At 39.2% G+C, this 26,995-nt stretch carries 16 protein-coding genes and 3 pseudogenes; 10 read left to right on the top strand and 9 right to left on the bottom strand.

What is annotated here, in order from left to right:
- Nucleotides 1–30: 30 nt before the first annotated feature.
- Nucleotides 31–249 carry a hypothetical protein gene (locus tag E4O04_RS00915; RefSeq protein WP_253709093.1) on the bottom strand — a complete coding sequence of 73 codons (219 nt, stop codon included), beginning with the start codon at nt 247–249 and terminating at the stop codon, nt 31–33.
- Between the two features lie 124 nt (nt 250–373).
- Entirely contained in the window at nt 374–619 is a 246-nt protein-coding gene (locus tag E4O04_RS00920; protein WP_253709096.1) for a hypothetical protein, read from the bottom strand.
- Between the two features lie 221 nt (nt 620–840).
- On the opposite strand from E4O04_RS00920, the pseudogene E4O04_RS14135 reads away from it, so the two are divergent.
- Both E4O04_RS14135 and E4O04_RS00935 read left to right on the top strand, forming a co-directional pair.
- Nucleotides 841–1,618: pseudogene (locus E4O04_RS14135) on the top strand (hypothetical protein).
- The gene (locus E4O04_RS00935; RefSeq protein WP_253709098.1) at nt 1,615–7,764 is read left to right on the top strand and encodes a FlgD immunoglobulin-like domain containing protein; all 6,150 of its coding nucleotides are present in this window, start codon (nt 1,615–1,617) and stop codon (nt 7,762–7,764) included. Before E4O04_RS14135 ends, E4O04_RS00935 begins: the two are co-directional and overlap by 4 nt.
- A gap of 93 nt (nt 7,765–7,857) precedes the next feature.
- Here E4O04_RS00935 and E4O04_RS00940 read toward each other — a convergent pair whose 3' ends face one another.
- Nucleotides 7,858–8,295, bottom strand: a complete 438-nt coding sequence (locus E4O04_RS00940) for a flavodoxin (RefSeq protein WP_253709100.1) — start codon at nt 8,293–8,295, stop codon at nt 7,858–7,860.
- Nucleotides 8,296–8,330: 35 nt separating this feature from the next.
- Complete coding sequence (locus E4O04_RS00945; protein ID WP_253686288.1) at nt 8,331–8,915, bottom strand: DUF3793 family protein; 585 nt, start codon at nt 8,913–8,915, stop codon at nt 8,331–8,333.
- Nucleotides 8,916–9,083: 168 nt separating this feature from the next.
- Between E4O04_RS00945 and E4O04_RS00950 the strand changes: the two genes are divergently transcribed.
- Nucleotides 9,084–9,938: an Rpn family recombination-promoting nuclease/putative transposase gene (locus tag E4O04_RS00950; RefSeq protein WP_253709102.1), complete on the top strand. Its 855-nt coding sequence runs from the start codon at nt 9,084–9,086 to the stop codon at nt 9,936–9,938.
- 90 nt (nt 9,939–10,028) lie between these two features.
- Here E4O04_RS00950 and E4O04_RS00955 read toward each other — a convergent pair whose 3' ends face one another.
- The 4 genes from E4O04_RS00955 to E4O04_RS00970 form a co-directional block, all read right to left on the bottom strand.
- The gene (locus E4O04_RS00955; protein ID WP_253709104.1) at nt 10,029–10,850 is read right to left on the bottom strand and encodes a hypothetical protein; all 822 of its coding nucleotides are present in this window, start codon (nt 10,848–10,850) and stop codon (nt 10,029–10,031) included.
- A 2-nt stretch (nt 10,851–10,852) separates the two neighbouring features.
- Nucleotides 10,853–11,554, bottom strand: coding sequence for an ABC transporter ATP-binding protein (locus E4O04_RS00960; RefSeq protein ID WP_253709106.1), 702 nt, complete (start codon nt 11,552–11,554; stop codon nt 10,853–10,855).
- 41 nt (nt 11,555–11,595) lie between these two features.
- The gene (locus tag E4O04_RS00965) at nt 11,596–11,955 is read right to left on the bottom strand and encodes a GntR family transcriptional regulator (protein WP_253709108.1); all 360 of its coding nucleotides are present in this window, start codon (nt 11,953–11,955) and stop codon (nt 11,596–11,598) included.
- Between the two features lie 69 nt (nt 11,956–12,024).
- A complete protein-coding gene (locus E4O04_RS00970) occupies nt 12,025–13,581 on the bottom strand; it encodes a methyl-accepting chemotaxis protein (RefSeq protein ID WP_371922269.1) in 1,557 nt (518 codons plus the stop codon).
- Nucleotides 13,582–13,626: 45 nt separating this feature from the next.
- Here E4O04_RS00970 and E4O04_RS00975 point away from each other — a divergent pair, with 45 nt between their 5' ends.
- The 7 genes and pseudogenes from E4O04_RS00975 to E4O04_RS01005 all read left to right on the top strand — a co-directional run.
- Nucleotides 13,627–14,784 (top strand): exonuclease SbcCD subunit D, encoded by a 1,158-nt coding sequence (locus E4O04_RS00975; protein WP_253709112.1) that lies wholly within the window; start codon nt 13,627–13,629, stop codon nt 14,782–14,784.
- A gap of 2 nt (nt 14,785–14,786) precedes the next feature.
- Nucleotides 14,787–17,879, top strand: coding sequence for an AAA family ATPase (locus tag E4O04_RS00980; RefSeq protein WP_253709114.1), 3,093 nt, complete (start codon nt 14,787–14,789; stop codon nt 17,877–17,879).
- 79 nt (nt 17,880–17,958) lie between these two features.
- Nucleotides 17,959–18,768 (top strand): undecaprenyl-diphosphatase UppP, encoded by an 810-nt coding sequence (uppP, locus tag E4O04_RS00985; RefSeq protein WP_253709116.1) that lies wholly within the window; start codon nt 17,959–17,961, stop codon nt 18,766–18,768.
- Nucleotides 18,769–18,792: 24 nt separating this feature from the next.
- Complete coding sequence (locus E4O04_RS00990; RefSeq protein WP_253709117.1) at nt 18,793–21,282, top strand: DNA translocase FtsK; 2,490 nt, start codon at nt 18,793–18,795, stop codon at nt 21,280–21,282.
- A gap of 25 nt (nt 21,283–21,307) precedes the next feature.
- Nucleotides 21,308–22,744 carry a nicotinate phosphoribosyltransferase gene (locus E4O04_RS00995; RefSeq protein WP_253686273.1) on the top strand — a complete coding sequence of 479 codons (1,437 nt, stop codon included), beginning with the start codon at nt 21,308–21,310 and terminating at the stop codon, nt 22,742–22,744.
- Between the two features lie 60 nt (nt 22,745–22,804).
- A pseudogene (locus tag E4O04_RS01000) lies at nt 22,805–24,895 on the top strand (methyl-accepting chemotaxis protein); the annotation flags it as partial.
- An 84-nt stretch (nt 24,896–24,979) separates the two neighbouring features.
- Nucleotides 24,980–25,297, top strand: a pseudogene (locus E4O04_RS01005) (CZB domain-containing protein); the annotation flags it as partial.
- Nucleotides 25,298–25,360: 63 nt separating this feature from the next.
- On the opposite strand, the gene E4O04_RS01010 reads toward E4O04_RS01005, so the two are convergent.
- Nucleotides 25,361–26,983, bottom strand: a complete 1,623-nt coding sequence (locus tag E4O04_RS01010; protein ID WP_253709119.1) for an IdeS/Mac family cysteine endopeptidase — start codon at nt 26,981–26,983, stop codon at nt 25,361–25,363.
- Between the last annotated feature and the right edge of the window lie 12 nt (nt 26,984–26,995).

The following is a 26,995-nucleotide window of genomic DNA, read 5'->3' on the forward strand; positions in this document are numbered from 1 at the left end:
TCAGGTTGAAGCGGGTGTTAGCTTTCTGATTCAATTACAAAAATCAAATATAGCATATCCTTTAGAATTAGAAGCCATAATCTTTATATCAGATGAGCTAAGTGCACTAGAATTTTTTATAATCACAGTCGCCTGTTTTGCACTTGCATTCGAACATATGATTTTTAGATCTGATGCACTAATTGATTGTGCATCCAAAATCATACCTCCACCATTACTTGCAATAATTTTCAAATCTGAAACAGTCATAAAAACCTCCTAATAAATATATTGAATACTTTATTATTACCATGTTACTACATAAAATATAATATATAACTATATAAAAAAATATTGTTAAACTAGTATTTTGTCAGACACATTATTCATTATTTCAATTTTTTAATTTTACTGTATCATCGTATTGAAGAATCACTTTTCGGGGAGCAGCTTTTACAATATCTATGAGTTCATATTTTGTCTTTGAATTACAACTAAATAATTGAAGTGTACAGCCTTCTTGAATAGCTTTTGCTATATCCACAAGATCGTATTTTGTATATTTTGATGCATCAAGTATAAAACTTGCCCCTCCATTTGCGATGTCTATAAGTTCGCATTTTTTATTGCTCATCGTCATATCCTTCTTTATAAAATCTCTTTAATCTACATCTATCGCAGATTAAACCTAGCACAACATAATTTTCTTTCACCCATGCAATGTGAATCTAACATACCATTAGCCCTATCCAAATCCTATCCCAAAAATTCATCTTTTTCAAGTCCTTAATCCAATAATTTTCACTTAGTCTGGATTTTTCGTAAAAAAAGGTGTATAATTAAAGTGTGAGGGAAACGGCTATGAGTACTTCAAACAGAAAATACAAAGATTCGGTTTTGTAGACCTTTTCGCAGAAGACGAAAAAGCAAAGGAAAATTTTTATCTCTTTATAACGCATTGCATGGGACAAAGCTGCAGCTTTCCTGTCCTGTAGAAAACATAAGGCTTGATAATGTCATGTATATGAACATAATAAATGATGTTTCCTGCCTTGTAGACGGTAAAATCATAGTTCTTGCTGAACACCAGTCAACCATAAATGAAAATATGCCCGGTCAAAGAATGTACTTCCATGTACATTCTTTGACCTCGAGTTTTGAGTATAACTCAAAACATCGTAAAGCTAAAACCACGGCCATCCATGGCGGTTTTTGAATCAGCCTTTTTGAAAATAGGCGGAGCAGATTCAAGGAGCCTAGTAAAAATAAAGCGGAGACGTATCGGGTATACGTCGAGCATTTATTTTTGCGTAGCGACGCAGGAGATGCCCGTATATTTTCAAAAGAGGAGGTAATAAACATGTTATTAGCCGAATATGATTATGATACAGACATAGCTGTACAAAGACAAGAAAGTCTAATGATTGGAATAAAACAAGGCATTGAACAAGGTATCGAACGAGGGTTTGCAGAGGGCTCTTACCAAAATAAACTTGAAACAGCAAGGTTATTAAAACAGCTTGGAGATTCAATTCAAAAAATTACACAAGTTACAGGTTTCGATTATCCCCCCTCTCTCAAATTTCTCCACAGCTTAGACTGGATTTTTCACAAAAAAAGATGTATAATTATAGTATGAAAAAAATACAAAAAACTCTATTTATGTTGATATATACTCTTTTTGTGATGACGGCGGGATTTGCAGCAGATTTTACATGGAAAGTAGACGCAACTTCTTCTCTATGGGACGATCGCGATAATTGGACCTATACAGGAACTCTTCATTCCGGTCATCCGGGTTATCCTTCTAATGACGATAATGCAACTATAGTCTCTAGTACAAATTCTCCCATAATTACTACCTCCATAACTATAAATTCACTTACAATTACATCTGGTTCTCTTTCCATATCGGGTGTAGGCAATTTAACCCTGTCCGGTAATTTTACGAATAATGGCGGAACCTTTATAGCAAATACCGGTACGGTAAAGCTTGATTCATCCGGTGATGATATACAAATTAGCGGAACCACGAATACTAATGACACCCAATTCCATCATTTGCTAATGGAAGTAACCAATGGAACAAGTAAAACACTTACAATCAAAAATAAAATCAAAATAAACGGGGATTTAAGCCTCAAAGGATCGGCAACCGATAGATTTCTTGTTATTAAAGGAAGCGCTGATATTGGGTCTCACGAAATTACACTTACAGCAAATAATACAAAAGAAGGATACAACCTTCAAGTTTATGACAATATTATTATTACAACCCGGTCATATATTACAAATCAAAGTAAGCCGGAACCGCAAACAAGTTCTCCTTCAGGCTGGATTTTTAAAGATTGTACAAGCCTCATGACATGGACTGCGGGAGCTTCCTCTGATGCGGACAAAACAAAGTGGGATAATTATGATAACTGGAAGCCGAAGGGCGTTCCGGGAATAAATACGCCTGTAAAAATTCCTACAAGCAACAAATATCCTAAACTCGAAAGCACCACATATGCGAACGCAAAAACTGTTACTGTAGAAGCAGGTGCTGAAATTGATTGCGATGAGTACGTAGTAAGCTCTGTCAAAACTACACCGCCGAATTCTCAGACCTCCCCTTCTTCTCTTGACAACTTCGGAACCCTAAAAATGAAGGGAACATCTCTTCAAGAAAGTTGGTTTATAAAAATCACCCTTGAATCCGGTTCTACAATAGAATATTACGGTAATATGAATAATGCGGTTTGGGCAGGGCCCTATAAAAACCTTAGTTTGAATAACAGAGCTAGGCTGACAATAAATAATCAATTATTAACAGTTTCTCAACATCTTAAAGTTCATAATAACCATGTCATAATAGATACAGGCTACGGAAACCAAACCTACAGCGGAAACATATCCGCTGACGAGATCCCTGGAACGAATCCCAAAAAAAGATATAACATTAAATTTCAAACTAACGGTACCGTAACAACACAGCATGCGGTAACAGCCGGCGATATTCATGTGACAGGAAATTGGAAAAGTGATCCTGTCGATAATGCTCCTCTAAACATTGCGTCAACCGGAAAGATTGAAGTCGGCGGTATATGGACAGCAGGAAGTGACAGCTTTACTGCTCAAGCAAATATCAACCTTAAAGGTAGTTTATCTGCAGGAGAATTTATTCATAAAAAAGGCACCCTCACATTTAACGGAAACGGCACTTTGCAAACTCTTACATTTACAAATCCGGCAGGACAAAAAAATATACGCAATCTTATAGTCGACAACGGTTCGTCCTCTCCTGCTTCCAATGCAAAGGTAAAATTACTTTCTTCTGTTATGATTGCAGAGAATTTTACCAACAAGGGCGCCTTTAATGCAAATAATAACGATATAAGCTTGGACGGTTCTTTTACCAACAGCGGCACCTTTAATACCGGTACGGGTAATTCATTGGTCTTTAACAGCACTTTTACCAACAACGGAATTTTTAATGCCGATGCCGACACTATAGTTTTTAGCGGTAATACCTTTACCAACAGCGGCACCTTTATCGCCGGAGCAAATAATACGGTAAATCTTAGCCCCTCCGGCGATATAACGATTACAGGTACCGATACTGCGGGTAATACAAAATTCCACACGCTAAAACTTATAAATGCCGGAGGAAAAACCCTTACGGTAAACGGCAAAATAACGGTAGACGATCTTAATATAAGCGGTACATCATCCGCAAGTAAATTAACAGTAGAAGGTTCTTCGCCTTCCGACTTTAATATAGAACTTACATCGGACCAAATACCCGACCCCGTTTCAAAAAAAGGCTATTACTTGGATGTAAAGAGAAGCGTTCCTATAAATGACGGATATATATATTATGTTGCAGAGAGCGGCCTGGATATCCCGAATCCTAAAAACTGGCAACATATGGTCTGCACATGGAAAACAACTGCAACGACTACAGCATGGGGAAACACCGCAAACTGGACACCCGAAATAATTCCGACAGCCGATTGGCCGGTAATAATTCCCGCCGGAGCCGCCAATTATCCCATACTTGTTGCAGATACAAGCGCTCAATCCGTTACCGTAGCACAAAACGCGGCCTTGGATCTTGGGGCATCTGTCATTAAAAAAGGATCCGTTACTGCAAAACTTACCAATCACGGTACGATTAGATTAACGGGAACAAATCCTCAAGCAACTTGGTTTGGAGCCGGAAACGACGATAAGATAGACCTAAAAACGGGCTCCACCGTTGTATATTACGGTGCCGTTCCTGCGACATCCGATATTTGGTCAGGTCCCTATGAAAACCTGAAAGTAAGCGGCGGAAAAAAGAAGCTTGATGCAGGTAATAAAAATTTAGAAGTAAATGGAGAATTTACCGTTGAAGCCAATACAGGAGCCGGCTTTACAGTAAGCGCAAATTCCCAACACTACAAAGATAATGTAAAATTATCTAAAGAAACAACCTTTATTTCATCCGGAGGAACCGGAACGGTATTTGATACGATACTTCAGGCTTTATCCTCCAATATTACCTTTGATGGAAACGGCAAAGTAGAAACAAGAAAGGCCGTTACCGCACAGGATATCGAAGTTAAGTCAGGTAACGGTCTATGGACTTCAGGAACAGATGGAACCATTAATGCAAGAAATATCACAGTAAACAGAAGCTGGACTGCAACAAACAACATTGTCGCGAGCGGTGATGTCAATATAACAGGAACATGGCAATCTGCATCCGTTACCGCAAGCAATATCACCGCACACACCTGGACTTCTTCAGGCAATGTTACCTCGAGGGGGAACATTACAGCAAGTGACTGGACAGCTAAAAACGTAAGTCTTAAAGGAAATCTCACCGCCGCCCAATTTAATCAAACAGGCGGAACTTTAACTTTTAACGGTACGGGAACTCCGGAACAAGAGCTTAAGTTTACCGGTGCAACCAAAAACATAAACAATCTTACAATCGACAACGGTTCATCCTCTCCCGCTTCCAATGCAAAGGTAAAACTACTTTCTTCTGTTATGATTGCAGGAGATTTTACCAACAAGGGTACCTTTGATGCAACAAGCACGGGAAGTCCACCCGGATATACTGTAACGCTGACTAATAATGATCATATAATTAATAGCAGCGGCACTACAAATTTTCATAAACTTGAATGTACCAATGCAGGCGGAAAAACCCTCACTATAAACGGAAGCATAACGGTAGACGGAGATTTAAATATAAGCGGCACGGCCCCAAATAATTACTTAAATATTAAAGGCCCGGGAAAAATTACACTCGGCGATGATCAAAAACCGGACAGCGGGACGCCTCCGCAAAGAGGCTATTATTTAAATATAGACACAAATATACCTATCACCGACGGACACACCTATACTGTAACGGAAAGCAAGGCAAACGAAATTTCCGGTTTTCCTCTTTCCGACGGTCATCCTAAAAACTGGATTTTCCTAAATTGTACGGATACAAAACTCACATGGAACGGCTCTCAATCCACTGATTGGGGAAAATTTGATCCGACAGTATTTACTTTTTCAAATGACTCATATAAAAACTGGTCACCTTGGGGAATCCCTGGTGAAAAAACGGAAGTTATTATTCCCTCCAATAAGCCTCGCTATCCCAAACTGGAAAACAGTACAAATGCAAAGGCAAAATCCGTCGCTGTTAATACCGGTGCCGAATTATACCTGGAAGACCAAATAATAACCCTCGCAAGCGGCCAAAAACTTACAAATGGTGGTAAAGTTTATCTTAAAAACGTCTCGACCCCAGCCCAAAGCACATGGATATCAAATTTTGTTCATAATCCAGGTTCAACCATAGTTTATAAAGATGTAACTAATGCAAGTAATACAATTTGGCAAGGACCCTATAGAAATCTAATTTTTGAATCTACTGTACCCGATACAATACAGGCTCCATCTCTTACAGTCAATGAAACATTAACTGTAAACAAAAATATAACTATCAATACTACAGGGGCTCAATCCTATAATATTATAGAAGCAAGCGCTAAAGACCTTACCTTTACAGCTCCCTCTTTAACAACAAGTGGTAATGTTAATATGAACAAGATCAATGCTACAGGGGTAAGTACATGGACTGCCTCAAATGGCGATATCAAACTCACAGGAAACCTTTCTGCAAGTAAATTTACTCAAACCGGAGGAAAACTTACTTTTAATAAGGGTGATGGTGTTACAGTTCAAACTCTAACACTCACTAATACCGCATCCGAAGTATTCTCCCTTGAAGTATCTTCATCTTCAATACTGCATCTGACTACTCCCATTACCCTAATTTCAAGTTTTGTAAACGCAGGTAAATTTGATGCCTTAGATCAAGATGTAACTTTAAAACCAACAGGTACTATCTCGATTACGGGAACAACTACTCAGACCGATACAAAATTCGGCAACCTGTCTTGCGAAAATGCCGGAGAAAAAACTTTCAAAGTTAAAAATAAAATTTCGGTACAAGGAGATCTAAACCTGTCCGGGACACCCTTAACTACAAAATTATTGACAATCGATACTGACTCTGCTGCTGAAATTTATCTGAACAAAAGTTTTGGATCCATAGCTGACGGCGGGGCAAAAGGAGCATACCTAAAAATCAATACTGATAAAGTAAGCATAAAAGATAAAAAATACTATGTTGTTGATAAAAGTGTAGACCATGAAGGTAAATTAAAAAATAAGAATGGGTGGATATTTGTAAAAGAGGGGCTAAAGATAGAAAACTCTTTCGCCAAGCCTAATGATGATAACATCTATCTTTTATTTAATAATCTTTATTTGACTAAAGAAGAATTTAATACTTTAGGTGACGGCGCTTTAACTATCGAAGCAAGCGGCAGCACTACTTATAGTTCTGACTTGCAAACAGTTGACGAGATTACAGTTCCAACAATCCCGACCGGACATTCATTATGGAAGATTAAACTTAAAACAAGAATTAACCCGGATGATATTTTGAATAAGAATTATAAGGTTATGCTGAAGTATTTTGTAACACCGGCAAATATAACAAAAAACTACATCTCCGATATCGGAATCAACATTGCAGATCCATTAAAAGCATTTAACTCCATTGTTCTTTATACTTTTAATGCTAATGATGAGCCGGGATTGGCTACACTGGATATTACAATACCTACAAAAAAAGAAGCAACATCAGACAATGTCAAGCTTTATTTTACCTCAAAAGGTAGTACAGGCCGATTTTGGTTCCCCAATACTATAACGCCGACTCCTAGCAATATATCTTCTTTTGCAGACTCTCTAACGGGCGCAACAGAATATCTTGGCACTCCGGAAGGAGGTCTGTTAAACTTCATTATCCGGGCAACAGATCCTCATTTAAAAAAAGGAATGGTAGGTCAGTTTATGTATGTTTATGACGGCTGGCTTCCTTGTGCACGTTTAAAAGACTCAAACAATATCCTTTCTTTTGATGTCTGGAACTTTAATATCGCAGGAGTACAAAAGCAAAAGGGCGGGGTTTCAATCTTTGACAATGTTGTTAATCCCCATAAGGGCCAATCGGCAAAAATTGCAGCCCATCTAAAAAAATCGGGAATGTTGACAATTCAGATTATGACCTTGGACGGCAATGTAGTACGCACCTTGGCACGCTCTCATAAAAATGCCGGGGACCATGTGTATACGTGGGACGGCAGAAATAACGGAGGAAATCCCGTTGCAAGCGGTATGTATTTTGTCAGAATCGCAGGTCCCGAAATTGATGAAGTACGGAAGATTCTCGTTATAAAATAAAAAAAGGCCTAAAGGGCGGCAGTTTAGGCTGCCGCTTCTTAAGCCTTAAAAAAGCAGTTTTAAGCTCTTTTTAATTAGAAAAACAATCAGGATTTATTTTGAAAATCTCTCGCCGAATTCCTTACACTTGTCTTTTCCTGCAGCGGTGGGAGCATCATAGATAATCAAACCTTCTTCAAACAAGTCGGCTCCTTTCTCCTTGGATCTGGCTTCCCAGTTTCTCATCCATTCTCCGCCTTCACCGTCTCCGGCCCATTCATATGAACCGAACAAGGCAATCTTTTTGCCGGACAAGTTTCCTTCAATTGAAGCAAAGAAGGGTTCAAATTCATCCGGTTCAAGCTCTTCGGCTCCCATTGCTGGGCATCCGAAAGCAATCTTATCGTAATCATCAATGCTCTTCGATCCGAATTCCGAAACGGTAAATAAAGAAGCATCTGCTCCGCCGGCTTTTAAGCCTTCCATAACGGACTCTGCCATAGACTGGGTGTTACCTGTTCCGCTCCAATAAATAACAGCAATTTTTGCCATAAAAAACCTCCAATGGTTAAAAAATTAATCAAAGCTCAAGCGCTTAACAAGTCGTAAAGCCTCAAGCCCTTTTCTATCTGCAAAGCAAAATGCTTTTTGCATTCATTATACTGGTCAAAGATTTCGGCAGCCTTTTCGGCATCGGAATAAACCTTCCAATAACCCGAAAAAATACACCCCTCTCCCCTTCGCCTGTAATATTCCAAAACATCGTATACGGGATAGCCTAAAAAAAGCCCTATCTCATGCGGAAATGTCCGGCATCTTTTACAACCCCTGTCTGCCTGCGAGCTGTGCATTCTTAAAGCTAAACGATTCAGCATATCCTCCAAACTCATCCCCGGCTCATAGCCGAACATTAGAAGAGCCGCTTGAACCCTCTCATCCCTAATCAAAGCCTCTAAGGCCTTTTTTTTGTATAAAAGAATTTGCACACCCTTTTCGCAGGCACACAAAACCCTTAGGTAAAACCCCTTGGATTCAAGCAAGTCCTTATCAAGCAAAAAGAATTGCTTAAAATCCTCTGCCGAAATGGACATCAAATTTGACGGTTTTAACCCCGCCAAGCAAGGAGCGCAGGAATAAGCTAAATTATATTCGATGTTAGCGATGTTCAACATGAATCTATTTAAGCATAGATTTCAAATAAAGTCAACTATTGCTTACTAAATATTTATTAAATTATAAACTTTCTTTTTAAAATTTTACTATTTACTGCAAACTCTTCATACAATAATTATGAAAGGAAAAAAATTTTTCTTCTTTCAAATAATTTATGAGAGGTAAAAATGGAAAAACTTTTTAACATTACCCTCCGCAACGACTACGCTTTTAAGAGAGTGTTCGGAACGGACGAAAACAAGGATATCCTACAGGATTTATTGGAGTGCATTTTAGACATTCCGCCTGAGACCATCGCCGGTTTAGAACTCTTGGATAAAGAGTTTCATAAAGATGCAATAAGTGATAAAACAGGTGTTTTAGATGTAAAATTACGCCTAAAAAACAGTACCATTATCGATATCGAAATTCAAAACAGGTGGAACAGTGAGTTTGCTCAAAGAACTATCTTTTATTGGGCTAAAATGTATACGGAAAACTTAAAAACAGGTGAAGTGTATACAAAACAGCCTAAATGTATTACAATAAACATAGTGGGTGAAGGCTTTAATTTGAACAATCTGATTCACAGTGAGTATAATGTAGTTGAAAAGCACATAAACGATAAGCTTTCCGATGAGCTTGAAATCCACTTTTTGAACTTAGCCAAGGTTAAAGAGCAAGAAGAAAATAAAGAAACCGATAAAAAGAAAAAGAAACTTTATAATTGGCTGAAATTTATCGAAACCGATGAGGAGGAGGTACGTACCATGTTAGCCCAAGAGTCTGCTATGATGAGAAAGGCAAATTCAACGATAGAAGTAATGGAAATGAGCCCGAAAGAAAAATGGCTATATGAAAACCGAATGAAATATGAACATGACAAAGCTTCTTGGAAACATGTAGGGTATCAGGAGGGTATAGAAAAAGGCTCTTACCAAAAAGCTCTTGAAACGGCAAAGTTGATGAAAAATATGAATTATCCGATTAGCGATATTTGCAAAATAGCGGGACTTTCTATCGAAGAAGTAGAAGCTCTATAAAACAGGTAAAGAGCGCAAAAACTTATTAAATAATGCCTTATAAAAGCACCCTTAAATTCTTTGCGCTCTTGGCAGCTCTGACGGTTGAGCTTACAGTTCTACTTTTTTATTGAACAGCCAACTTGTAGCCGCAAAAAAACCGGCAGAAATAAGCAGGGTCATGATGACTGTAACCAAGTGGACAGGCATCGGCTGAATATTTCCAAAAGGCTGATATTGAGAAGATACAAGTCTTAGATCTATGTATTGAACAAGATCCCACTCCGTGCTCAAATAAGTGCCTAGGGCTATAATTCTTTCAAAAATTAAAACAAAAAGAATGACTGCAATAATTTGAGCTGTCATCTTTTTTCTTATAAAGGAACGGGTCAAGGCCTTAACAAACATAAAGGCCGTTCCCACAAGTAAAAATGATGAAACCAATAGTAAGATACCGTAAAGAAAGGGAAGAAAATTCTGTGCAAATATCTGATAAAATATATCGCCTAAAACCGATATAATTGTTCGCCCTGCTCCTGCATAAAGAACAGTTTGCTGAGCCCCTATCACTATAAAAAAGACGGCAGCTATAAGGCTGTATATTAAATATTCTACAAAGCCCGCGAGGATTCGGCCTCCCAATATAGATTCACTCCTTATAGGGATGGTAAGCATAAGATAGTTGGTATCCTTATATAAAAGCTCATCTATGTGTCCGTTGCTGCATGTAAAAAACATTACAAGGGGTATAAAGGCCAGGGCAAAAAAAGTCAAACCGAGCCAAAGACCGCCTGTCGTACCCATTGTTCCGAAAGGAGTTTTAAAAATCCCCAAGAGGCCTATCGAGCCGAGCGATAAGACTATCATAGTTCCGCTTAAAATTAAAATAGTATTCAGCCTTCGCCTTATTTCATATTTAAAAATTCTTCCCATTTTTATACTCCAAAAACATCAAGATAAATTTGATAGATAGACTTTCCGCGGGCGCTGCGTAAATCTTCCGCATCCCCTTCCAAAACGATTTCACCTTCTTTTAAAAAGGCAATATCGTTAAATACATGCTCTATATCCGATACCAGGTGAGTTGTTATTAGGATGGCGCTTTCTTCAGTCCATGTTTTGATTATGGTTTTAATAATCTGTTCTCTGGCTACAGGATCTGTGCCTCCCAGCGGCTCATCCAAAATATACAACTTTGATGCCCTAGAAAAGGTAAGAGTTAAATTAAGCTTTTCGATCATACCCTTGGACATTGTTTTTACTGTCTGCTTGGGTTCAAGCTTCATAAATTTCAGCATATCCATAGCCTTGTTTTTGTCAAAGTCCTCAAAAAAATCGGCATAAAAATTAACGGCATCTTCAGAGGTCATCCAAGGATATACAACATTTTTATCCGGCAAAAAGGCTACAATCTTTTTTGTATCTATACCGAATTCTTTCCCGCATACCTTAAAATTGCCGGCTGTAGGTTTTATAAGGCCTGCAATTATCTTTAAAAAGGTTGTTTTGCCGGAACCGTTCGGCCCCAAAAGACCGTATATTCTTCCGCTTTCAACTTTTAAACTAACATCATAAAGGGCTGTCTTTTTTCCCAAGTATGTTTTTTTTAAGTGTTCAGTTTCAAGTATTATACTCATTTTCTTCTCCCATAAAAACTTTTTTTTAATCTTATCAAAACTTATTCTAACCTAGCTTTTATTGATGCGATTATCTGTTCATCAGAAAATTTCAAATTCCGCAATCCTTCAATTGCAGGTATTATAATTTGATCTGCCATTTCTGCAGACAAGCGGTCTACCAAATCGTCCTCATTTACGACAAAGCTGCCTAGCCCGCGTTTTGATTCGGTTACACCCTCGCTTTCAAGCTGCTTATATACCCTAAACATCGTATTCGGGTTTACATCCATCTCGACGGACATATCGCTCATTGAAGGAATCTTATCTCCGGGTTTAAGCTCTCCATAGACAATCTTACATTTTATTTTTTCGATTATTTGTAAATATATCGGACGATTTTGATCATATACAACTTTCACAAAAAAGAACCTCCACAACATTTAAATCATATAAAACGACTCTTCTATCTGTCTATAATACTATTATTGTTAAACTGTGTCAAGGCCTCTTAAAACATTGTCTGTTTTTTGGAAGGTTTGAACCATTCTATCCGAAAAATTCATAACGGTTGTATAAACCTGATTTGTTTTTGTATTTATATCGTTAAAGGCCTTATCCAGATCCTCGCTGCTTTTTGCCATAAACGAAATATTTTTTACCACTTCAATGACGGTCTTGCCTATACCTGCCGAGCTTTCAACCGAGGCAGCTGCCAAGCGGCCCAACTCTTCGGCAACAACGGCAAAGCCCTTTCCGGCATCTCCGGCATGAGCAGCTTCGATGGCGGCATTCATACTAAGCATTTTAGTTTGCTCGGCAATACCTGCGATTACCTCCGCCATTTCCTGTATATCCGAAATGCTTTGATTTATATGAACTATTCTTTCGTAAGTAGATTTAAAAAGTTTATGCCCGCCCTGGAAGGTTTCTACAAGTTCTTGTGCAGCTTGAGCATCTTCTTGGGCTTCCGCAGCATCCATCTGTATGTCAGACAAAAAGGATTTTACCGTTTCACATTTTTCGGCCTTTTTTTCATCGTCTTGCTTAAAGGATTCTTGCAATTCCTTATAGGAAGAACCAAGTTCGCTATGTTTTTCTTGCAGTTCATTATAAGCTTCATTTAACTCTTCAGACATAGCTTTTAATTCGTTATAATCATTTTGCAGCTTTATATAAATAGGCGATTCTTCTATAGAAACGGCAGAAGCTGTTTGTGTATAGGAAGATTTTTGGAAAGGAGGCTGCTGAGCGTAATTTTGTGACACGCTTTTATTGGTCTCTTCTTCGGCTCTTTGTTGAAAACCTTTATTAAAAGTTTTATCCGAAGCAGAACTCCGCTCTTCATTATAAGATGGCAGAAATATTTTTGCAGTATCGGGGGCAGTAGTCTGCCTGTCATCTGTTTTTGGACCTAGATGAAGCCTGAGTTTTGCTTTTTTTGCTCTTTCTCTTTCTATATAAATCTTATATATGACCGAGGAAACAAGCCATGTTAAAAATACGCCTATACCCCAGGCTAAAACAATCAAAAGAACGGCAAGCCCCTTTGCTCTTTTTTCCTGTTTTGTAAAGCCGGCCTTATATTCGTCTTTAAGCCTTTCAAAACTATTTTGAACGGCATCAAATTCTTTTAAAACAGGAAAAAAAGTTCTTGCCGATGAATCTCCGGTAAGTTCAAACTCCTGCCTCCAAGCCTCTATACTTTTAAAAAGCTTATTATTTGAAGCTTCATAATCATTGTATGCAAATTTTAAGTTGGAGTCGTTTTTGTCGGCAGCCGAAAGTTTTTTTAAATTTTCAAAAGAATTGACGGTTTCCTTTATCCTTGCTTTAAGGTTTTGAACGGAAAATTCCCCATCCTTGCTTGCAGTCCTGTACATATCCGCCCTTAAACTTGCAAGATAAAATCTGTACTCAAGTAAATAATCGGTCTTAAGTTGAAAATCCGACGAAGGTTTTGCAGCAATAAAAAAAGCCGCTCCTCCTATCCCTATCGCCAAAGCAATACCGCACAAAGCAAAAACAATTTTTATGTAGTTTTTCATTCCAAGGTCCTTTACATAATCCTTAAATACCCATACATTAGAAGTATGAAAATTTTGCATACCGCCGATCTGCATTTAGGGAAAAGCCTATACGAGGCGCCCCAAACTGAAAGACAGAAAAAAATGCTCGATGACATTCATAAAATTCTTTTAAAAGACGATTATGCAGCCCTTATTATTGCAGGCGATGTATACGACCGTTCAATTCCTCCTGCAGAATACGTAGCCCTCTTCGATTCATTTTTATCTGCCGTCCATCGGGATTGCCCCGATACAGCCATGTTTATAATACCCGGAAACCATGACTCCGCCGAAAGACTCGCCTTCGGTTCTAAAATTTTAAGTTCGAGTAATATTCACATTGCTGCGGGAACCGGCAAACTATGCTCACCTGTTATTATAGCACAAAATGGAGAAAAAGTTCAATTTTTTTTAATGCCTTTTTTACATTTAGGCTCATTTTCCGAACAAAATGAGGAGTTAAAATTAAACTCTCAATCCGAGATGGCACAAGAAGCCTCCCGACGGTTAAAAGGGGCTGTAGATCCGGAAATTCCTTCGGTTTTGATTGCCCATCTTTTTACCTTAAACGGAGAAAGCTCCTCCTCCGAAAGAGCTTTTTTAGGCACTGCAGAATATGTTTCGCCGGCCCTCTTCGATTTTTTTACCTACACAGCCTTGGGACACTTACACAAAATGCAAAAGGTAACCGACAGAATGTACTATTCCGGAGCGCCCTTAAGCTATGCTTTTGATGAATGTTCCGCCGAAAAAGTTGTCCTTTCCGTAGACATAGACTGTAAAACTCAAGACTTCCCTGTCAGGGTAGAAAAAATTCCGATTACTCCCTTACGCAAAATGACCCGTTTAGAGGGCAGTTTTTTCGATTTTTTCAATACCGATAAATTCGATGCCTACAAGGACGACTTTTTAGAAATAAACCTGACAGGTTCCGAAGTCATTCAAAGCCCGATGAGTCTCTTGCAGCAAAAATTTCCCTATCTTTTAAACCTGCACCAAGAGGCGGTCGCAGCCGAATTAAAAGAAGAGGAGCAAATTCATATCTTAAAAAAGAACATTGAAGACGAGGATGTAATTTTTGAAAACTTTATGCTTTTTGAAAAGGCAATAGACGAAGAGCCCTCTGCAAAAAAACAGGAACTTTTCAAAAACCTTTGCAGGGAACGGTTTAAGGAGGAGTAAATTTGAAACCCGAACTTTTAAAACTAACCAATATAGGCCCCTTTAGAGGAACTCACACAATAGACTTCAGCCTCATGGATTCTATCTTTTTGGTATGCGGAAAAACCGGTGCCGGAAAAACAACAATCTTTGATGCAATCTCGTATGCCTTCTACTCAAAGCCTCTTGGAAGCCGCTCTCAAATTGCCCGCAGCCTCCGAAGCCAATTTGCCCCCGAGGAGGAAACAGCAGAGGTTGAACTTATCTTTACCATGGGTCCCTCCAAATACAAAATTTTCAGACGGCTTCCATTCTTACGCCCCGGAAAAAAAAGCGAAAGCCCCGAAGAATCGGCCCTGGCCGAATGGGACGGTCAAACTTGGAAAAACTTAAGCACAACAAATAAGCGGGACACGGACAAAAAAATATTGAACATCATAAACTTAAACGAAAAAGAATTTGCCCGCATTGTACTTCTTCCTCAGGGCGAATTTGCCGCCTTTTTGCGCGAAAATTCAAGCCAAAAAAAAGAAACCCTTGAAGAGCTTTTTCCTATTTCGCGCTATACCCAAATAATGGAAAACCTGAAGGAGAGGGAAAAGGCAGAGTCCTATAAGATAAAAAATATTGAAGATGCCCTTGAATCCCTCGGCAAAGAATTCGATGCCGATTCCTATCCTTCAAAAAAGGGCGAATTTGAAAAAGAGATTAAACTTATCAAAAAAAATTACAACCAAATTTCCAAAAAAATTGAGGTAAAAATATCCGAAAAAGAGCAGGCAAAGGTTCTCAAAGAAAAAAAAGAAGAACTTACAACGATAAAAACAAGGCTCGAAAATCTTAAAGCCCATCAAAACGATATAAAAATGATGGAAGAGGCTGTCGAAAAAGCTCGCAGAGCCTCCTCGCTTACAGGCCTTGCCGATTCCGTAAAAAAACTTAACTCTAACATAGCCGAATATAAAACCGACATCGAAAAAAAGATAAAAGACTTAAATTCCGTAACCGAAATTTTGGAAGCTCTCAAAGCACAAGAAAAAGACATCGAATCCGAAAAAGAAAACAATGCCGCCCTAAAACAAAATCTTGACCGTCTCAAAAGGGCCGCCGAGGTTTACAAAGAAATAGAAGAAAAATCATACGAAAAAAAAGGACTTTCTCTGCAAAAAAAAGAAAAGACCGAAAAGTTGGCTCAAACCGAAAAGAATATTCAGGAGATCAAGGACAAAGTTTCCGGCTATCTTGAAATAATCAGCGAGCTCGATAACAGAAAAGAAAGGGCAGAAACTTCGTCCCAAAAACTTTCTTACCTAAAAAGGCTTTTTGAGATTGCTTCAAAAAAAGAAAAGGCGGCAAAGCTCTACACAACTCATAAGGCCGCAGCCGAAAAAAACTACAACGATTTACAGTTAATGTTAAAAGACATCGAAATCGAAAAAGAGCTTTTTGAAAAACTTAAAAAAGAAAAAAAAGATTTTGAAATAAACCAAGAGGCATCCGCCCTTGCCGTTCACTTAAAAGACGGGGAACCCTGCCCTGTCTGCGGCTCAATCCATCACCCTTCCCCGGCCGTTGAAAATACGGAACGTATTTTTTCCCTCGACGAAAAAATACAAAAATGCGAACGCAGCATCGAAAAGTTTAATCACGACAGGGAAAACCTCAACAACAGCCTCACGGCCCGCAATACAGATGCAGATTGGCAAAAAGAGCAAATGGACGAGCTTGACCGTTCTTTTCTTAACCTAAATGAAGAATTTAAAACCGGTGCTTTTATTTTTAAAGAACTGCCTTTAGAAAAAACAATAGGAGAACTCCTTCCGCAAGCCTCAAAGGAAGCCGAAAAAGATAACCTCCTTTTAAAAGAAGCCCAAACCGCAAACACCGCAAAAATAAATTTAGAGCAAAAACTTTCTTCTATCCAAAATGAAAAGGAAGCCTTAAGCGAGGCCCTTACAAATATCAAGATAAAAGAAAGCGAGTTAAACACAATCCTCCACGAAAAGAAAAAACAATACGATGACGCCTTTAAGTCCATCCCCTCAGATATCCAAAAAGAAAATATAGAAGACACAATCGAAGGCTGCAATGAAATGATTTTTGCCTCAGACCGCAAAATAAGCGGCTATGAGGAAAGACTCAAAGAAAGCAATGACCGCCATACAAGCATAAAGGCCGGGCTCATCCAAAGGCAGGAGCAGTTGGCCAAATGGGAAAAAACCTTATTGGAAGAAGAAGAAAATTTAAAAACCTCTCTTGAGCAAAAGGGGTTTTCTTCAATAAATGAGCTTTTAGATTCTATTTTACCTGAAGAAAAAATCGGCGGCTTTGAAGAAACGGTAACGAAATTCAAAGAAGAAAAGATAACCTTGGAGCACTCCGCTTCCGGCCTCGAAAAAGATCTTGAAGGCAAAACCTTTGTTCCGCCCGAAAAAATTGAAGACGAAATTATAATCTTGCAAAAAAATCTTGACGAAGAACAAGACCGCCTTACGGAAGTAAAAAGCTCTCTAGACAAACTCAAAGACCTTTTTGAAAGACGGCAAAATCTTTTGACCGAGTTAAAACAAAGAGCCGAAGAAGCCCGGCTTATAACCGAGCTTTCTTTAAGTTTAAACGGCAGCAATAAGTATAAACTGAAATTCGATATTTGGATGCTCTCGGCCTTTTTACGCGAAATAATCGTCTATGCCAACACCCGCCTTGAACGCATGAGCGGCGGCCGCTATGTCTTAAAACTGAGTAAGGAGCTTTCGGGCAACAACCTTTCAGGATTGGACATGGAAATTTATGATGCCTACACAGGCGGCATCCGTCCCACAGCAAGCCTTTCGGGAGGAGAAACCTTTATGGTTTCAATCAGCCTTGCCCTCGGTCTTGCCGATTCCATTCAAACAAGAAGCGGAGGCATAAGGCTGGATTCAATGTTTATAGATGAGGGCTTCGGCAGCCTCGATGAAACCAGCCTTGAAAACGCCATCAGTATCCTCGACGAAGTAAGGGGCAACCGAATGGTCGGAATAATTTCCCACGTCAGCGAACTAAAAACCCGCATCCCCCAAAAAATCGAAATAGAAAAAACCGCCAACGGCTCTGCAATAAAGATAAGAGGTTAAGCATTTCCGGCTGGAAATTTTCTCTTTTTTATGATACAGTAACCTTATCGTTTGTAAAAGCTTTTTCGGGAGAATTTTTATGTCGATTTTTCAAGCTATTATTTTGGGCGCCGTTCAAGGCTTAGCCGAGTTTTTACCTGTTTCAAGCTCGGGGCATTTAGCGGTTGTAGAATACTTTTTTAAACAAGAAGACCTTCCCATCCTTTTTGATATACTCTTACATGTAGCTACTCTTGCTGCCGTCTGCACCGTTTTTGCAAAAAAAATTGCCGGTCTTTTTTGTGTTTTAGGCAGATTTATCATAAGAAAGTCTAGACCGGAAGATAAAGACGATCTTATAATGATTGCAGCCATTATAACCGCAACCGCAGCAACAGGTGTCATAGGACTTTTACTAAAAGATTGGGTAAAAACCATCGACATTCGTTTTATACCCATCTTCTTTATCGTAACAGGACTTCTTTTAATCGTATCTTCTAAGATAAAACACAATAAACCGGCAAAAAACGTAACTCTCCTTACGGCAGCTATTACAGGCCTTGCTCAAGGCATAGGGGTTATCCCCGGAATCTCGCGTTCTGGCAGTACTATTTCTGCCTCTCTTTTTGCAGGTCTTGACCGGGAAAAGGCCGGAGAATTTTCCTTTTTACTATCGATACCGGCAATCCTTGCGGCATTTATACTTGAACTTAAATCTGCCGATAATCTTCTTGCAGGTGTAAGCCCTATAAGCCTAATAGCCGGAATGTTGAGTGCCTTTGTTGTAGGTTATTTTTCGCTACGGTTTTTACTCAAACTTATAAAAAACGGAAAGCTTATGTACTTCGCTTTCTATTTGATTCCTCTGGGAATCGGTCTTAGTATTTATTTTTGGGGTTTTGCCGGATAATTTTTACGCTTTCGGAGTTGAAATTTGATAGAAGAATCAAAATTTAGGATCATATCAATTACATTGGGCATTTTTATTTTTTTGATCTCAATATACATAGCCTTGGCGGTTCTCTTACCTATTTTCGGTTTTAAAGGCTACATATTCCCCTTTGAAACAATAGGTACAATTCTTTTTTCTACGTATAAATTTTCTTCTTTGCTGATACCTATCATTCTTCTTTATTCTTCAATTTTATTGATGATTCCCGGCTGGACCCTTCATTCAAAATTTTTATTATCATTTATGCCGGTTTATTTTTTAACCTGTGTGCTTGGAGAACACTTAATCTATTTTTTACTTCCGCAAATTGAAAATGAAACAGTGCAAGAATTTACAAAAATTGCCGTAACTCTGGCAACAGGCCTTTTACTCTTGATGGAGGTATTTCTTACCCTTATATTAAGTGAAAAAATCCATCAAAGAGCTTCTGTTCAGCCTGAAGAAAAAGACGAAATAGAAGATATCATAGGTGACAGCTATTATCCTTCAGAAACATCTATGGTGTTCGGTGAAGGAAATGAAACGGTCCAAACAGGATTTTGGCTAAAGTCAAACACAAATAAAACCGGTCCCGATACAGCCGGACAAACCTTGTCGGAGGCAATCCTTACACGAAACCAGTTTATAAAATCTCAACTAAACAGCGAAACAGAGGGTCCCAAGGAAGAACCTGCTCCTTTTAAAAAAATAGATGCAGATATAGAGGTCGACATAGGCAGTGCTCCTCCTGAAGACTCAAAAAAAGGCATTATAGACTCTCTTGTCGTAATAGAAGATATCAGCATCGAACAGGACTTAGAAGAACTTAGCTCCATAGAGGAAGATGAGATTACCGAAGACAGAGAACCCTCACAGGATGAAATTGCTGAATACGGCAGTCTTAAACAAAACGAAATTGCCGAATACGATGACCTTGAAACTGATGATTCTGAAAATACCGATACTGATGATGACGATAAAGAAGAAGATGACGATGATATTCTTCCTTCAGAAGAATTAAGCGAAGATATAGAAATAAGTGCAGCCCAGCCTTTAAAGCCTAAAAAAGACTCCAAAGATAAAAAAAATGGCTACCACATTCCTTATGATCTATTAACAAAATATCCGGGAAACGAATACTGGATAGTTGATGACTCAACCCGAAAAGCAGCCATAGCCTTAAAAAACACCTTTGAAGAATTCAATATAAGCATTGAAATTACAGGTATCAGAAAGGGGCCGGTTGTTACCATGTTTGAAGTTCTTCCTCCTCCCGGAATAAAATTGGGTAAAATCACCGCCCTTCAAGATAATATAGCCCTTAGGCTTGCTGCTCAAAGTGTCCGAATTGTTGCTCCCATTCCGGGAAAACAAGCTGTCGGTATTGAAGTTCCTAATGAATCACGCGCAATAGTCGGCTTTAGAGAACTAATCGAAACTCAAATTCCCGGTACCGAAAAAATGGGTATTCCTATCGTTTTAGGAAAAGACGTAACAGGAGAACCTCAAACTCTGGATCTTTGTCAAACACCCCATCTTTTGATAGCCGGTGCTACAGGTTCAGGTAAATCGGTCTGTGTAAACTCTATTATTCTTTCAATTCTCTATAACAGAAGTCCCGAAGAGGTAAAACTCCTCTTGGTTGATCCAAAGATAGTGGAACTTAAACTTTACAACGGCATCGGGCACTTATTGACCCCGGTAATTACGGAACCTAAAAGAGCACTTCAAGGCTTGCAATACTGTATCTGCGAAATGGAAAGGCGTTATGCGATGCTTGATTCCATGAGTGTCAGAGATATCAAAAGCTACAATAAAAAAATAAAACGGGAAAAAATTGCAGCCGAGCCCCTGCCCTACATAGTAATAATAATTGACGAATTCGCAGACCTTATGTCTACCACAGGAAAAGAACTTGAAGCAACCGTTTCAAGACTTTGTGCTATGAGCCGTGCCGTAGGTATTCACTTGGTACTTGCAACCCAGCGCCCTTCTACCAATGTAATTACAGGTTTAATCAAGGCAAACATTCCGAGTAGGATTGCCTTTATGGTTGCCTCCCGTGTAGACAGCCAAATTATTCTCGATAATATCGGGGCAGAAAAGCTTTTAGGCAAGGGCGACATGCTCTATGTAAGCACCACCAAGCCCTTCCCGGCCCGAATCCAAGGCACCTTTGTTTCCGATGATGAGGTAGAGCAGGTTGTTGAATGTGTAAAGACATTCGGAGAACCAGACTACATAGATGACGAAATATTTGTAGATGACGAAGAGTATTCCCAAGGCACCCTCTTCGGGGATGAAAGTGATCCCCTATACGATGAGGCCTTGCAGATTGTACTGGCCGAAGGAAAGGCTTCCGCTTCTTATATCCAAAGGCGGCTTAAAATAGGCTATAACCGAGCTGCGCGGATAGTAGAAGAAATGGAAGAACGCGGAGTGGTCGGCCCTGCAAACGGTTCAAAGCCGAGGGAAGTAATTACACATTCTTAAAAAATAATTATACGAGGTAAAATTTATGATTGATAACGCTTTATTTTCAGACTTTTATGAATTGACAATGGCTCAAGGTTTTTGGAAAAAAGGAAATAACACAAAAACCGTATTTGAAATGTTTTTTAGATCGAACCCTTTTAAGGGCGGTTATGCCGTCTTTGCAGGCCTTGAACCCCTCTTAGAAACTATTCAAAATTTTCACTTTGAAAAAAGCGATATCGAGTGGCTAAAATCCCTCGGAATATTCGAAAAAGAATTTTTAGACTATATTGCCGGCTTTAAATTTTCAGGCAATATTTGGGCAATGAAAGAAGGAAGCGTCGTTTTTCCGAATGAACCCTTAATCCGAGTTGAGGCTGATACGGTTGAAGCCCTGCTTTTAGAAGGTCTAATTTTAAACATGATAAATTTTCAAACCCTCATAGCAACAAAAACCGCCAGAATTTGGCTGGCTTCAAAAAAAGGCTCTATAATGGAATTCGGTCTTCGCCGAGCACAGGGCAACAACGGGGCTATGAGTGCAACAAGAGCTGCCTACATAGGAGGAGCCTTCGGCACAAGCAACTCCCTTGCTGCCAAAGAACTCGGCATACCGGCCCTCGGAACAATGGCCCACTCATGGATAATGTCATTTAAAAGCGAGGAGGAGGCCTTTCAAACCTATGCCGACATTTATCCGGATAATTCGATATTTTTAATAGATACCTATGATACCCTCCGTTCAGGAATCGTAAACGCTATCAAGGTTGGAAAGCGTCTGCAAAAAAAGGAAAAAAACTTCGGTGTACGCCTTGATTCAGGCGATATTTATTATTTGAGCAAAGATGTAAGAAAACGCCTAGATGAAGCGGGCTGCCCCAATGCAAAGATTTCCGTTTCAAATGAACTTACGGAGGAAATTGTAGAATCCCTTGTCCAAAACAATGCTCCCATAGATTCTTGGGGAGTCGGAACCCACATGGTTACAGGCGGAAATGAAGCCTCCCTTACAGGAGTATATAAAATGGCTGCTCGTAAGAGTTTAGAAGAAACGGAATGGACTCCGGTTATGAAATTTTCGGATAATCCTGCAAAGATGACTAATCCTGCAAGCAAACAGGTTTGGCGGCTTTACAATTCTGACGGTACTTTTAAGGCCGATGTTCTAAGTCTTGAAAACGAAAAAATTGAAGAGGGTGTAGAACAGACCTTTTATCATCCAGCAAATGACTACCAGAATTTTACCTTTACGCCAGCAAAGGCCGAGGCTCTTTTAGAAAAACGAATTGAAAACGGTAAGGCTGTCGGTAAAGTACCGTCTCTAAAAGAAATCAAAACCTATGCCGAAAAGCAGCTTGATAGTTTAGACTATACCTCAAAACGTCTTTTAAATCCCCATATATACAAGGTTTCTTTAAGCGAAAAGATGAGAGATTTAAAACAGCAGCTGATAAAAGCAAAACCGGTTTTTAAAAGCTAAGGCAGAAAAAGCCGGTTATTTATAAGTAAATTAAAGTATTCAATTTTGGAGGAGAATATTATGAAAAAGAGATTTTCTATCCGTAATAAATTAATTGTTATTTTCGGATTATTGGTAAGTCTTGCTCTTTTTATCTTCGGTATCTTAGCCGTAAACATTGCCGAAACAGCTGTAAAAGAAAAAGCGGAAACTCACTTAATAGATAAGGCAAAGGATACATCCGAAATTATAGACGGCAGGATAAATGCCTTCTTTCAACTTTTGGAAGGCATTGCAAGATCTCCTGTACTGAGCGATACAGAAACAAGCTATCTTGAAAAATCACGATATTTACAAAAACAAAGTGCCTTGGATAAAACTATATTAGAACTGAATATAACAGACATGAAAGGTAACCGTTATGCAAATACCGGAGGCACTATATTTGTAGGAGACCTTGCATGGTATAAGACCGCCGCATCAGGTAAACGATTTGCTTCAGAACCGATAACATCCCGCTCTGACGGTTCTTTAATCAGCGTATATGCTGTTCCCATTTATAATAGCGACAGCAAAATAATAGGTGTGCTGGCAGCAGCCATTAACGGGCTTCATTTATCAAACGAAATAAAAGATATAACCGTAGGAGAAACAGGCGGCTGTTATATCATAGGCCTAAGCGGAATAACAATTGCCGATAAAGATTTAAGTCTTGTTTCAAAACTTGAATCAAGCGAGAACAAAGCAAAAAATGATCCGGCTTTTGCAAGCATAGCGGCGTTCGAAAAAAAAGCCCTAGCCGAAAAAGAGCCGGCAGTAGGTTCTTTTTATTGGGAAGATGAGCTTGAAATAGCTTCTTTCGCTCATATTAAAGTAACGGATTGGACGGTTATCATTTCCGCACCAATAGACGAATTTATGGGAACAATCGCTATCTTAAAAAAATCCCTTTATATCGTGGGTATAATTATTTTAATAAGCTCCCTTATCGTAATTTTCCTTGTAGCATTACGCATTGTAAAACCTATTAACGGAGTCGTTACAGCCTTAAAAAATATTTCACAAGGGGGAGGCGATTTAACGGTAAGACTTCCGCTTAAAGGAAATGACGAAATCACCGATCTATCGAATTACTTTAACCAAACAATCAAAAAAATAGAAGATTCCATTCAGGCTGTAGGAGTGAATACCGTAACAATGGAAAACATAGCAACCGAACTTGCCGGCAATATGAATGAAACAGCCGGATCGGTTCAACAAATCACTGCAAACATTGAAGATGTAAAACAGCAAGCAATGACACAGGCGGCAAGTGTTACCGAGACAGCCGCCACAGTAGAAGAAATAATCCGTACCATAAAACAGCTTAACGGCAGTATTGAAAGTCAAGCAGCGAGTGTTGCCGAATCATCTTCGGCTATTGAAGAAATGGTCGCAAACATAAGCTCCATAACAAACACTCTGGGAAAAACCGATAATGTTATTAAAACTCTTGCAGAAGCCACTGCAGACGGTAAAGATACCGTTACAAACGCAAATACAGTAACACAAAAAATATCCGAAGAGTCAGGCGGCTTATTGGAAGCTTCGACGGTTATTCAACACATTGCAAGTCAGACAAATCTTTTGGCTATGAATGCAGCCATCGAAGCGGCCCATGCAGGAGAAGCAGGAAAAGGTTTTGCCGTTGTTGCCGATGAAATCAGAAAACTTGCAGAAGAATCAAGTACTCAGGGAAAAACAATTACCTCAACATTAAAAAACCTATCCGGAGAAATCGAAATATTGTCTGATTCTGCAAAGACGGCTGAATCAAAGTTTAATGCTATCTTCAACCTATCTGAGCAAGTAAAACAAATGAGCACAACTTTGATGAATGCCATGGCGGAGCAGCAGCATGGGAGTCAAGAAGTGTTGATGGCCATCAAAGACATAAACAGAATTACCGCCGAAGTTCAAGCAGGTTCGGAAGAAATGCTCAAAGGCGGAGAAGGGGTCGCAGAGGAAATGAATAAACTGGACGGCCTAACCCATGTTATAACCGGCAGTATGAATGAGATTGCTAAAGGAGCTGCCCATATTGGTAATGCAATGGAAGATGTTGCTGTAATAACTGAAAAAAATAAACAAAGCATTGATAATCTTGTTAAGGAAGTAGGAAAATTCAAAGTAAGCGGCGAAATAAGCCTCGTAAAAACAAAAAAGGAAACTTCCGGCATTAATCTTACTAATGCAGTCAAAGTTCATGTAGATTGGAAGGTTAAACTTAGGGCAGCAATATCAACAAAGGAAAAACTTGATGCAGGAATCATTTCTAAGGATTCGGAATGCGAATTCGGAAAATGGCTGCACGGAGAAGCAAAAACAAAATACGGTAACTTGGCCTCATACAAAAACTGTGTAGCTAAACATGCCGCTTTTCATGTTGAAGCGGGCAAGGTAGCCTTTGCAATTAATGACGGAAAATTTACCGAAGCGGAAGCTATGCTCAATACGGGAAGTTCATTCAGCACCGCTTCAAATGAAATTACCGCTGCCGTAAATGCCCTAAAAAATGAAACAGGTTTGAACTAAGCGTTTAATAAAAAAAGGCTCCTCAAATCGGAGGAGCCTTTTTTTCTACGCTAAAAACTCATCTTACGGATGAGCATCCAGCCATGTTTTAAATTGCTCTTTTGCGTTTTTCATGGTAATTACATCGGTGATAAGCGTTTTCCCGCTATCATTAGCTACAGCGTAATTTATTTTGTGCGGCCTTCCATCGGGATAATGCACCCCGAATTTGGTAAGATGGGAGTTTGCATCATTGGAATCGGAAACCCATAATGCAGTTATATTGTCATCGGCATCAAATTCAACACCCCAGACGGTAACAACATGAAGACCGGCGTTGTTCCCCAATATAAACTGCACTGCAAGAGCGTTGTGTTTATCAAATGCATCCTTTATTGTGTTTTCAAATTCTTCTTTGTTGTGCACATAGCGTGGTACTATCAAATCATTTAAATCGGAAAATATACCTTGTACAATACCGGGAGCCGGTTCGGCACTATACTGAGGGGTTAGCTCTCCTCCGGCAGTCATACCCAATAAATACCAGCCGACAGCACTATTTAATGCAGTACCGTGCACACTATTTTTAAAACGCTTTCGGAACACATTGGCAACACCGCTTTTTCGCTCCGATAAATTTCTATTATATTCACCCAGATATAATTTATATTCATCAGTATCGGGAGATATGCCTTTTTGTTGAATAACACGCTTCAGGTTCTCTTCATTTTGCTTCATCCACCAATGTAAAAGATCGGCGGTTGACATTGCCCAACACATCTGATCATCTGTATTATCTTGTGATTTTTTTGCATTAAACCACGTAGTCGTTTGAGTTTCTTTCCAGACACCATATTTGGGATTTACACTATGCCCGCCGTGCTCCAATTCACTGTCGGAAGGCGGTGTTATACCGTGCACCCACTTTGTTTTAAGCACGGGAGCGGGACAAACTTTTTGAATAATCGGTATTTCACGAATAAGGGTTGGTTTGGCAGTATTGGTTTTAAATACAAGATAAGCCCTTCGTTCAAATGCCGATTTATTTTCTTTAAGCTTTACGGTAATTGTATCAATATTCTCTGCCGAAACAGATGTCGTTTCCACCCAATTGCCGTTCCCGTAAGCATATCTGACGGTACAATTATATGTTGAATATTGTGTTTTTTTTGCAACAGACAACACCGTAGAGGAAGCCTGATGATCGGATTCTATTTTCGGCTGGCTGAACACAAACGTAGAATCGTCCTTTATCTGGAAACGGATAGAAGTACGTTTCTTACCGTCGACCCAAATATTAACGGTTGCAGTTCCTTTTCCAATTGCCGTAACCAGCCCGGTTTCCGTAACTGAAACCAGATTCTTCTCATACGTATATTTTACTTCTTTGTTTGTCGCATTTTCCGGTTTAATAACGGGTTTCAGCTGAAACTGTTCCCCCAACTTAACCGGTAAAGTAGTATCTTCTTCGATAAGTTCATCATTTACATCGTTAAGAACAACGTCCGTTACCGGAACATACTTCGGTATAAACGGAGCGGGCTGCCCAGAATTGTCCGGGTTTTGTCCCTGTCCCGAGTGCGGTTTGACAGTACCGCCGCCGGAAGGGTTTGTTTTTGCGAGACTATTTGGACAGCCGGCAAGAAGTACAATGAGCGCCGTAAGAGCACCGAATAAACCTGCATATAATATCCGTTTTTTATTCATTTAAATCTCCTT

Origin of the sequence: Treponema sp. OMZ 799, assembly GCF_024181365.1 — a bacterium.
In the GTDB taxonomy this organism is placed as follows: domain Bacteria; phylum Spirochaetota; class Spirochaetia; order Treponematales; family Treponemataceae; genus Treponema_B.

What these genes read in the sequence shown, in the direction of transcription:
- E4O04_RS00915 (WP_253709093.1), bottom strand. Translation starts at nt 249, where the DNA reads ATGACTGTTTCAGATTTGAAAATTATTGCAAGTAATGGTGGAGGTATG.
- E4O04_RS00920 (WP_253709096.1), bottom strand. Translation starts at nt 619, where the DNA reads ATGACGATGAGCAATAAAAAATGCGAACTTATAGACATCGCAAATGGA.
- E4O04_RS00935 (WP_253709098.1), top strand. Translation starts at nt 1,615, where the DNA reads ATGAAAAAAATACAAAAAACTCTATTTATGTTGATATATACTCTTTTT.
- E4O04_RS00940 (WP_253709100.1), bottom strand. Translation starts at nt 8,295, where the DNA reads ATGGCAAAAATTGCTGTTATTTATTGGAGCGGAACAGGTAACACCCAG.
- E4O04_RS00945 (WP_253686288.1), bottom strand. Translation starts at nt 8,915, where the DNA reads ATGTTGAACATCGCTAACATCGAATATAATTTAGCTTATTCCTGCGCT.
- E4O04_RS00950 (WP_253709102.1), top strand. Translation starts at nt 9,084, where the DNA reads ATGGAAAAACTTTTTAACATTACCCTCCGCAACGACTACGCTTTTAAG.
- E4O04_RS00955 (WP_253709104.1), bottom strand. Translation starts at nt 10,850, where the DNA reads ATGGGAAGAATTTTTAAATATGAAATAAGGCGAAGGCTGAATACTATT.
- E4O04_RS00960 (WP_253709106.1), bottom strand. Translation starts at nt 11,554, where the DNA reads ATGAGTATAATACTTGAAACTGAACACTTAAAAAAAACATACTTGGGA.
- E4O04_RS00970 (WP_371922269.1), bottom strand. Translation starts at nt 13,581, where the DNA reads ATGAAAAACTACATAAAAATTGTTTTTGCTTTGTGCGGTATTGCTTTG.
- E4O04_RS00975 (WP_253709112.1), top strand. Translation starts at nt 13,627, where the DNA reads ATGAAAATTTTGCATACCGCCGATCTGCATTTAGGGAAAAGCCTATAC.
- uppP (WP_253709116.1), top strand. Translation starts at nt 17,959, where the DNA reads ATGTCGATTTTTCAAGCTATTATTTTGGGCGCCGTTCAAGGCTTAGCC.
- E4O04_RS00995 (WP_253686273.1), top strand. Translation starts at nt 21,308, where the DNA reads ATGATTGATAACGCTTTATTTTCAGACTTTTATGAATTGACAATGGCT.
- E4O04_RS01010 (WP_253709119.1), bottom strand. Translation starts at nt 26,983, where the DNA reads ATGAATAAAAAACGGATATTATATGCAGGTTTATTCGGTGCTCTTACG.